The 9070-nt window shown below is 60.5% G+C and carries 10 protein-coding genes; 9 read left to right on the plus strand and 1 reads right to left on the minus strand.

Going from position 1 to position 9070, the window contains the following annotated elements; translation table 11 throughout:
- A partial coding sequence (locus VL202_RS01835; protein ID WP_325462486.1) for a transglycosylase SLT domain-containing protein occupies positions 1-433 on the plus strand: 433 nt, incomplete at its 5' end.
- Positions 434-439: 6 nt separating this feature from the next.
- On the opposite strand, the gene VL202_RS01840 is transcribed toward VL202_RS01835, so the two are convergent.
- Positions 440-1351 (minus strand): LysR family transcriptional regulator, encoded by a 912-nt coding sequence (locus VL202_RS01840; RefSeq protein ID WP_325462487.1) that lies wholly within the window; start codon positions 1349-1351, stop codon positions 440-442.
- Positions 1352-1490: 139 nt separating this feature from the next.
- Here VL202_RS01840 and VL202_RS01845 point away from each other — a divergent pair, with 139 nt between their 5' ends.
- The 8 genes from VL202_RS01845 to VL202_RS01880 form a co-directional block, all read left to right on the plus strand.
- Complete coding sequence (locus tag VL202_RS01845; RefSeq protein ID WP_325462488.1) at positions 1491-2255, plus strand: SDR family oxidoreductase; 765 nt, start codon at positions 1491-1493, stop codon at positions 2253-2255.
- A 51-nt stretch (positions 2256-2306) separates the two neighbouring features.
- On the plus strand, positions 2307-3047 hold the full coding sequence (locus tag VL202_RS01850) for an SDR family oxidoreductase (protein WP_325462489.1): 741 nt from the start codon (positions 2307-2309) through the stop codon (positions 3045-3047).
- A 141-nt stretch (positions 3048-3188) separates the two neighbouring features.
- The gene (locus VL202_RS01855) at positions 3189-4082 is read left to right on the plus strand and encodes a VOC family protein (RefSeq protein WP_325462490.1); all 894 of its coding nucleotides are present in this window, start codon (positions 3189-3191) and stop codon (positions 4080-4082) included.
- Between the two features lie 2 nt (positions 4083-4084).
- On the plus strand, positions 4085-4924 hold the full coding sequence (kdsA, locus tag VL202_RS01860) for a 3-deoxy-8-phosphooctulonate synthase (RefSeq protein ID WP_325462491.1): 840 nt from the start codon (positions 4085-4087) through the stop codon (positions 4922-4924).
- A 133-nt stretch (positions 4925-5057) separates the two neighbouring features.
- Complete coding sequence (gene eno, locus VL202_RS01865) at positions 5058-6332, plus strand: phosphopyruvate hydratase (protein WP_325462492.1); 1275 nt, start codon at positions 5058-5060, stop codon at positions 6330-6332.
- 256 nt (positions 6333-6588) lie between these two features.
- Positions 6589-6897, plus strand: a complete 309-nt coding sequence (locus tag VL202_RS01870; RefSeq protein WP_325462493.1) for a septum formation initiator family protein — start codon at positions 6589-6591, stop codon at positions 6895-6897.
- A gap of 148 nt (positions 6898-7045) precedes the next feature.
- Positions 7046-8092, plus strand: coding sequence for a pyruvate dehydrogenase (acetyl-transferring) E1 component subunit alpha (pdhA, locus tag VL202_RS01875; RefSeq protein ID WP_325462494.1), 1047 nt, complete (start codon positions 7046-7048; stop codon positions 8090-8092).
- Positions 8093-8113: 21 nt separating this feature from the next.
- A partial coding sequence (locus VL202_RS01880; RefSeq protein ID WP_325462495.1) for a pyruvate dehydrogenase complex E1 component subunit beta occupies positions 8114-9070 on the plus strand: 957 nt, incomplete at its 3' end.

Below are 9070 nucleotides of genomic sequence, written 5' to 3' on the forward strand. Positions count from 1 at the left end.
GCGGCAATATGGCGTCCCGGTTCCGATCCTGATGGCGACGATCTACACCGAATCCGGTTTCCGCCCCAATGCCCGTCCGCCGCGCACGAAACTTCTCGGCTTCATCCCCTGGAAACGGCAGTCGACCGCCTATGGCTTCTCGCAGGCGCTGAACGGCACCTGGTCGGAATACAAGCACTCGACCGGTCACCTGCTTGCCCGTCGCACGAAATTCTCCGACGCCATCCATTTCGTCGCCTGGTATCACAGCCGCAATGCCAAGAAGTTGGGTATTGCGAAATCGGACGCCTACAACCTCTATCTCGCCTATTATCTCGGCGATGGCGGTTATCGCAAAGGTGCCTATCGCGGCAACACCAAGCTGCAGGGGGCGGCTCGCCGGTCTGCCAATATCGCCAACAATTATGCCCGGCAGCTGCGCTCCTGCGATTGAGGTCGCTTAAGCCGGAAAGGTCGGATCCCAATAGGGCGGCGCGCCGAAGGCCTTGCTCAGATGATCGGCCAATGCCCTGAGCTTCACCGACGGTCTTCGACCATCCGGATGGGCAATGTGGATATATTCGAGTTCCGGCTGCACGCCGATATCGATCGTTTCCAACTGCCCGGACGCAATCGCTTCGCCGGCCACGAACATCGGCACCAATGCGATACCGAGACCGGAGACCGCCGCGTCCCGAAGCATGTCGCCATTGTTGACGCCAAACCCCATCCGGCCGCGCACCAGCACGGTCCCTGCCGATGTCGGAAAGCGCCAGTCGGCGACGCCGCGGTTGGTGTAGAAAATACCCTTGTGCTGTTCGAGAGCCTCGATCGAGGCCGGCTTTCCGTGCTCCCGCAGATAGGTGGGGGCTGCGACGAGGACGCGGCGGCTTGGGGCGAGGCGCCACGCCATCAGCCGCGAGTCGGCAATCGGCCCGTTTCGCACCACGGCGTCGTAACCGTCGGCGGCCGCATCGACGCGCCGGTCGTCGAGGTCGAGCGTCAGTTGCAGGTTCGGATGCTCGGCCAGGAACGGGTAGAGCGCCGGACCCAAATGCATGCGCCCGAAGGTCACCGGCGCGGATATCCGCAAGGGACCTGTGATCGTCCCGCGCCGCTCGGCCATGTCGGCGGCGGCTTCCTCGATTTCCTGGACGATGCGGCTTGCCCGCTCCAGGAAGGCGGTGCCGTCTTCCGTCAGGGTCAGCTTGCGGGTGGTCCGGTGCAGCAGGCCTGCACCCAGGCTGCGCTCCAGTTCGGCAAGCCGTTCACTGACGACGGACTTGGAGAGCCGCAGCCGGCGCGCGGCTTCGCTGATCGAGCCGCTTTCGGCGATCGCGACAAAACTTGTAATGCCGTCGAGTTTTACCATCGTTCGGTTTTTCCGGATACGAGTTCCATCATTTTCAGACTAATCCGAACGATAAAAGAAAGCCATATTCCCCTCAAGCAAACGGCATGAAGAGGCGGCCAGTACGGCGCCTCAACCGCTCTGCCAAGAGGAAAAGATCATGGAACGCCTGTCCAACAAAGTTGCAATCGTCATTGGTGCCAGCGCCGGCATTGGCCGAGCCACCGCAAAACTGTTCGCCGCCGAGGGCGCAAAACTCGTGGTCGGCGCCCGCCGTCAGGGTGAACTCGATGACCTCGTCGACGAGATCAAGGCCGAGGGTGGTGAAGCCGTCGCTCTCGCCGGCGACGTCCGCTCGGAAGATTATGCCAAGGCGCTCGTCGCGCTCGCCGTCGAAACCTATGGCCGCCTCGATGGCGCCTTCAACAATGCCGGCACGCTCGGCGAGGCCGGTCCGTCGACCGGTATTTCCGAACAGGGCTGGAACGACGCCATCGCCATCAACCTGACCGGTTCGTTCTTCGGCGCCAAGCACCAGATCGCCGAAATGGTCAAGCACGGTGCGGGCTCGGTGATCTTCACCTCGACCTTCGTCGGCTACAGCTTCGCCTTTCCCGGCGTCGCCGCCTATGCCGCCTCGAAAGCCGGCCTGATCGGTCTGACGCAGGCCCTTGCCGCTGAATTCGGCCCGCAGGGTGTTCGCGTCAATTCGATCCTGCCCGGCGCTGTTGACACGGCCATGTATCGCGAGATGAATGACACGCCTGAATCACAGACCTTCATCACCAACCTCCACGCCCTCAAGCGCGTCGCGACCCCGGAAGAGCTTGCCAGGTCGGTGCTTTACCTCGCGTCCGACGATTCGGCTTTCGTGACCGGTACCGCTTCGCTTGTCGATGGCGGCGCCACGATTACCCGCACCTGATTTTTCAAACCGAACCCCAAATCCTCACGCACCATTTCAAGGAGTTTCATCATGTCACGTCTGCAGAACAAGACAGCCCTGATCACCGGTGGCACCAGCGGCATCGGTCTTGAAACCGCCCGCCAGTTCATCGCCGAAGGCGCAAGGATCGCCGTTACCGGTACGAACCCGAAGACTATCGAGGTCGCGCGTGCCGAACTGGGAGACGCAGCCCTCTTCATCCAGGCCGATGCCGGCGATATCGCCGGGCAAAAGGCCATCGCCGATACCGTCGGCAAGGCGTTCGGTCATCTCGACATCCTGTTCGTCAATGCCGGTGTCGCGGATTTCCGCCCAATCGAACAGGTGGATGAAGATGCGTTCGACCGCTCGGTGGCGATCAATGTCAAGGGACCGTTCTTCCTGATCCAGTCGCTGCTGCCGCTGTTCGCCAAGCCGGCCTCGATCGTGCTCAACACCTCGATCAATGCCCATATCGGGATGCCGAACACCAGCATCTACGCGCTGACGAAGGCTGCCTTGTTGTCCTTCGCCAAGACGCTGTCGGGCGAACTGATCGGGCGCGGCATTCGCGTCAACGCCGTCAGCCCCGGCCCGGTCGCAACGCCGCTCTATGGCAAGCTTGGCATGTCGACCGCCGATACCGATGCCATGGCGGCGGCAAAGATCCCGGTCGGCCGTTTCGGTCACCCCAGCGAAATCGCCAAGGCAGTGGTTTTCCTCGGTTCGGATGAGTCGGCCTATACTGTCGGCAGCGAACTGGTGATCGATGGTGGCATGAGCAATCTCTGATCGGTCGATCCCGCAAGGCCCGGCGTTTTCGCGCCGGACCTTGCGTTTGCAATCAACACAAAGTTGTGGCTCCAACATTTCCTTGAAATCGGCGCTCAAAAAGGGCAAAGCACCAGCCAACGACCAGTTTCAGGGAAATTCATGAGCGCTGCCTCCCGCAACCCGCGTCTGCTCGACCATCTCGTTTTGCCGGTGATCGATCTGGCAACCGCCAGGAGCCGCTACGAGCGGCTCGGCTTCACCGTCGCCGCGGATGCGCTTCATCCCTTCGGAACGGAAAACGCCTGCGTCTTCCTGGCCGACAAGACCTATCTCGAGCCACTGGGCATTGCCCAGCGTGAGGATTGCGAGGCCGCCGCACTCGACGGCAACGTCTTTGTCGCCCGTGATCAGGCCTATCGTTTTCGCAACGGCCAGGACGGTTTCTCGGCAATCGTGCTGGGCACCGATGACGCTGCGGCGGACGATGCCCGGTTTCGCGAAAATGGCATTTCCGGCGGCGGCATGCTGGAATTCTCGCGACCGATGAAATTGCCTGACGGGTCCGAGGGCGTTGGCAGCTTCCGCCTGTCCTTCGCCGCCGATCTGCGCTCGCCGGATTTCTTCTTTTTCAGCTGTCAGCGCCTGAAGTCGCTGCCGGCGGATCGCTCTGTGCTCGAAACCCATGCCAATGGTGTCATCGGAATGGCAGAGGTTGTTCTATCCGAACCGAACCCGACCGATTTCCAGTATCTGCTGCAGGAAGCCGTCGACGAGCGCCAGGTCTCGGCGCACTCTTTCGGCATGGATATCGAGACCAGGAACGGCGTGAAAATCTCCGTCCTGAATCAAGCCGGGATGTCGGGCTTCTTCGATCGGAAGACACTCGATCATTCCCGTGGCCTTGTTGGACGCGCCGTCGTCTTCAAGGTTGTCGATCTCGCCGCGACTGAAAACCTTCTCACCACCAGTGCGGTGCCCTTTATCAAAAAAAACAATCGCCTTATCGTCCCGGAAGCGCCGGGGCAGGGTGTCATTTTTGTCTTCGGAGAATAATCATGCAGACCAATGCGAATGTTGTTGCCGGCAGCGGTGCGAACCAGGTGGTATTTTCCAATACGCAAAAGCTGTCGCTGATCGCCGGCCCCTGCCAGATGGAAAGCCGCGACCACGCCTTCATGATCGCCGGCACGATGGTCGAACTCTGCAAGTCGCTCGGGCTTGGCTATGTGTACAAGTCGTCGTTCGACAAGGCCAACCGCACGTCGCTCTCCGGCAAGCGCGGCATCGGTCTTGAGAAGGCGATGGAGGTCTTTGCCGATCTCAAGAAAGAGTACGGTTTCCCGGTCATCACCGACATTCATACGGAAGAGCAGTGCGCGCTCGTTGCACCAACCGTCGATATCCTCCAGATTCCGGCTTTCCTCTGCCGCCAGACGGACCTCTTGATCGCCGCTGCCAAGACTGGCCGCGTCATCAACGTCAAGAAGGGACAGTTCCTGGCCCCTTGGGACATGAAGAGCGTGCTCGCCAAGTTCACTGAGAGCGGCAACCCGAACGTGCTTCTGTGCGAACGCGGCGCATCCTTTGGCTACAACACGCTGGTCTCCGACATGCGCTCGCTACCCATCATGGCGGGTCTTGGCGCACCGGTTGTCTTCGACGCGACCCATTCGGTGCAGCAGCCGGGCGGTCAGGGCGGGTCTACCGGTGGTCAGCGTGAATTCGTCGAGACACTGGCACGCGCCGCCGTGGCCATTGGCGTCGCCGGCGTGTTCATCGAGACGCACGAGGATCCCGACAACGCGCCCTCCGATGGCCCGAACATGGTTCACCTGAAGGACATGCCGCGCCTGCTGGAAACACTGCTCGCCTTCGACGCAGTGGCAAAGCGCTGAGCGCCGCTTTTGTGAATTTTTCTTGAAGGTGCGGGTGCGGGCGGCAATTGCCCGGACCCGCCATTGTAATTTCCGGTCCATGAATTATGACGGGGCCATCCTCCACCACCATGTTTGAAGCAGGGAAGAGACCATGACTGCAATCATCGACATCATCGGCCGTGAAATTCTCGATAGCCGGGGCAACCCGACGGTCGAAGTCGACGTCCATCTCGAAGACGGCAGCTTTGGCCGTGCCGCCGTTCCCTCGGGCGCTTCCACCGGCGCGCACGAAGCCGTCGAACTGCGCGATGGCGGCAAGCGTTATCTCGGCAAGGGTGTCGAAAAGGCAGTCGAAGCCGTCAACGGCGAACTGTTCGAAGCCATCGGCGGCATGGATGCCGAAGACCAGTTGCATATCGATGCGACCATGATCGAGCTCGACGGCACGCCGAACAAGTCGCGTGTCGGCGCCAACGCCATCCTCGGTGTATCGCTGGCCGTTGCCAAGGCTGCCGCCGAAGCTTCCGGCCTGCCGCTCTATCGTTATGTCGGCGGCCCGAACGCCCACATGCTGCCCGTGCCGATGATGAACATCATCAATGGCGGCGCCCATGCCGACAATCCGATCGACTTCCAGGAATTCATGATCGTGCCGGTTGGCGCCGACACGCTGCGTGACGCCGTGCGCATGGGCTCGGAAGTGTTCCACACGCTGAAGAAGCAACTGGCCGCCGATGGCCACAATACCAATGTCGGCGACGAAGGTGGCTTTGCGCCGGGTCTCGCTTCGGCTCCGGCTGCCCTCGACTTCATCATGAAGTCGATCGAGAAGGCTGGATACCGTCCGGGCGATGACATGCACATCGCGCTCGACTGCGCCTCGACCGAGTTCTTCAAGAACGGCAAGTATCATCTGGAAGGCGAAGGCCGTACGCTCGAGCCCGAAGCGATGGCGGATTACCTCGCCGAACTGGCTGCCAAATATCCGATCTTCTCGATCGAAGACGGCATGGCGGAAGACGACTGGGAAGGCTGGAAGTACCTGACCGACAAGATCGGCAGCAAGACCCAGCTCGTTGGCGACGACCTGTTCGTCACCAACTCCTCGCGCCTGCGCGACGGCATCAAGATGGGCGTCGCAAACTCGATCCTCGTCAAGGTCAACCAGATCGGCTCGCTGTCGGAAACGCTCGATGCGGTCGAGACCGCACACAAGGCACGCTACTCCGCCGTCATGTCGCACCGTTCGGGCGAAACCGAGGACTCGACCATCGCCGATCTCGCCGTTGCCACCAATTGCGGACAGATCAAGACCGGCTCGCTCGCGCGCTCCGACCGCACCGCCAAGTACAACCAGTTGATCCGCATCGAGGAACAGCTTGGTCCGCAAGCGAAATATGCAGGCCGTTCGATCCTGCGCGGCTGAGAAGGCGCCGCCGTCGTCATCCTCGGCCTCCTGCCGAGGATCTTCTGAGGCTTCTGCGAAATAGGCGGTGCGAATGTCGCCTGCATATATGCCGATGCTTCGGTAGATCCTTGGGACAAGCCCAAGGATGACGAGAGCACAGAACAAGCCCGCGGCCGGTGATGGCCGCGGGTTTTTCATGCGCTCTGTCATGGTCAACGGTCGGTTAATCAATGGCTGGTAGCGTGTCCATGTATTGCGTATCAGGGCATGATCGATGTGGACCAAACACCATAAGAAACGGAAGCTGGGGCGGTTTGTGATGCCGCTCATCTCGATCGCTTTCCTCTCCTATTTCGGCTATCATTCCATTCATGGGGAATATGGCCTCAGGGCAACCGAGAAGTTCGATCGCCAGCGCATCGAACGCCAGACACGCCTGGACGAGTTGACGATGCAGCGCCAGACGCTGGAAAAGGAAGTCGCGCTCCTCAGTGACGGCTCGCTCGAACGTGATATGCTGGATGAAAAGGCCCGCTTCGGGTTGAACATGTCGCGCAGCGACGAAATCGTGATTTTTCACTGAATTGCCATATTAACCGGAAACAGGTTAATTTGAAATATGCTTGTAAATACAAGAAGTTAACACGAATATAAGCCATGCAAATATGGCATTGCTGTGATCGCAATCTTTGCCTATGGTACCTGCAAAAGCCAACCATAGGGAGGATTGAATGGCACCGCGAACATCCGCGTCCGTTTCCAGCCGCAAGACCGCGGCAAAGCCCGCCAAGAAGGACTTCACCGGCTCCAATATCGCCGAGTTCGATCGCGATCAGGATATGAAGGCCTATCGTGAAATGCTTCTCATCCGCCGGTTCGAAGAAAAGGCCGGCCAGCTTTACGGCATGGGCTTCATCGGCGGATTCTGTCATCTCTATATCGGCCAGGAAGCTGTCGTCGTCGGCATGCAGATGGCCCAGAAGGAAGGTGACCAGGTCATCACCGCCTATCGCGACCATGGCCACATGTTGGCAACCGGCATGGAAGCCCGCGGCGTCATGGCCGAACTGACCGGCCGCCGCAACGGCTATTCCCACGGCAAGGGCGGCTCGATGCACATGTTCTCCAAGGAGAAGCATTTCTATGGCGGTCACGGTATCGTCGGTGCGCAGGTGTCGCTCGGCACCGGACTTGCCTTTGCCAACGCCTATCGCGGCAATGACAGTGTTTCCGTCGCCTATTTCGGCGATGGCGCGGCCAACCAGGGCCAGGTCTACGAGAGCTTCAACATGGCTGCTCTCTGGAAACTGCCGATCGTCTACATCATCGAGAACAACCGTTATGCCATGGGCACGTCCACGGCCCGCGCCACGGCGCAGTCGAACTATTCGCTGCGCGGTTCCGGCTTCGGTATTCCCGGAATGCAGGTGGATGGCATGGATGTGCGTGCGGTCAAGGCCGCAGCCGACGAGGCGCTCGAGCATTGCCGCTCCGGCAAGGGACCGATCATCCTCGAAATGCTGACCTATCGTTATCGCGGTCATTCGATGTCCGATCCGGCGAAATACCGCTCCAAGGACGAAGTGCAGAAGATGCGCTCCGAACATGACCCGATCGAGCAGGTCAAGGCCCGTCTTATCGAGAAGGGCTGGGCGAGCGAGGACGACCTCAAGGCTGTCGACAAGGATGTCCGCGATATCGTCGCAGACTCAGCCGATTTCGCCCAGTCCGATCCGGAGCCGGATGTATCCGAGCTCTACACCGACATTCTGCTTTAAGACCGGGACGAGGAAAACATCATGCCAATCGAGATTCTGATGCCCGCTCTGTCGCCGACGATGGAAGAAGGCACGCTCAGCAAATGGTTGAAAAACGAAGGTGACAAGGTCACTTCCGGCGACGTGATCGCCGAGATCGAAACCGACAAGGCGACCATGGAAGTGGAAGCCGTCGATGAAGGTACGATGGGCAAGCTGCTGATCGCCGCCGGCACCGAAGGCGTCAAGGTCAACACCGTGATCGCGATCCTGCTGCAGGATGGCGAAAGCGCCAGCGACGTCGCGGCTCCCAAGGCTGCTGCTCCTGCCGCGGAGCCTGCGAAGGCGGAAGCCGCGTCGGACAAGTCCGAAGCGGCCGCACCAGTCGCGGCCCAGCCTAAGGCTGATATTCCCGCTGATCCGGATATTCCGGCCGGCACCGAAATGGTGTCCACCACCGTTCGCGAAGCACTTCGCGATGCGATGGCCGAAGAAATGCGCCGCGATCCCGACGTTTTCGTCATGGGCGAGGAAGTCGCCGAATATCAGGGCGCCTACAAGATCACGCAAGGCCTGCTGCAGGAATTCGGCCCGCGCCGCGTCGTGGATACGCCGATCACCGAGCACGGCTTTGCCGGCGTCGGCGTCGGTGCCGCGATGGCGGGCCTGAAGCCGATCGTCGAGTTCATGACCTTCAACTTCGCCATGCAGGCGATCGACCAGATCGTCAATTCAGCGGCCAAGACGCTCTATATGTCGGGCGGCCAGATGGGCGCGCCGATCGTGTTCCGCGGCCCGAACGGGGCGGCCGCGCGTGTCGCCGCGCAGCATTCGCAGTGCTATGCCGCATGGTATGGCCACATTCCGGGCCTCAAGGTGGTGATGCCCTACACGGCAGCCGACGCCAAGGGCCTGCTCAAGGCCGCTATCCGCGATCCGAATCCCGTCGTTTTCCTCGAAAACGAAATCCTCTACGGTCAGAGTTTTGACGTGCCGAAG

The organism is Pararhizobium sp. (genome assembly GCF_035497515.1).
Lineage (GTDB): Bacteria > Pseudomonadota > Alphaproteobacteria > Rhizobiales > Rhizobiaceae > Pararhizobium.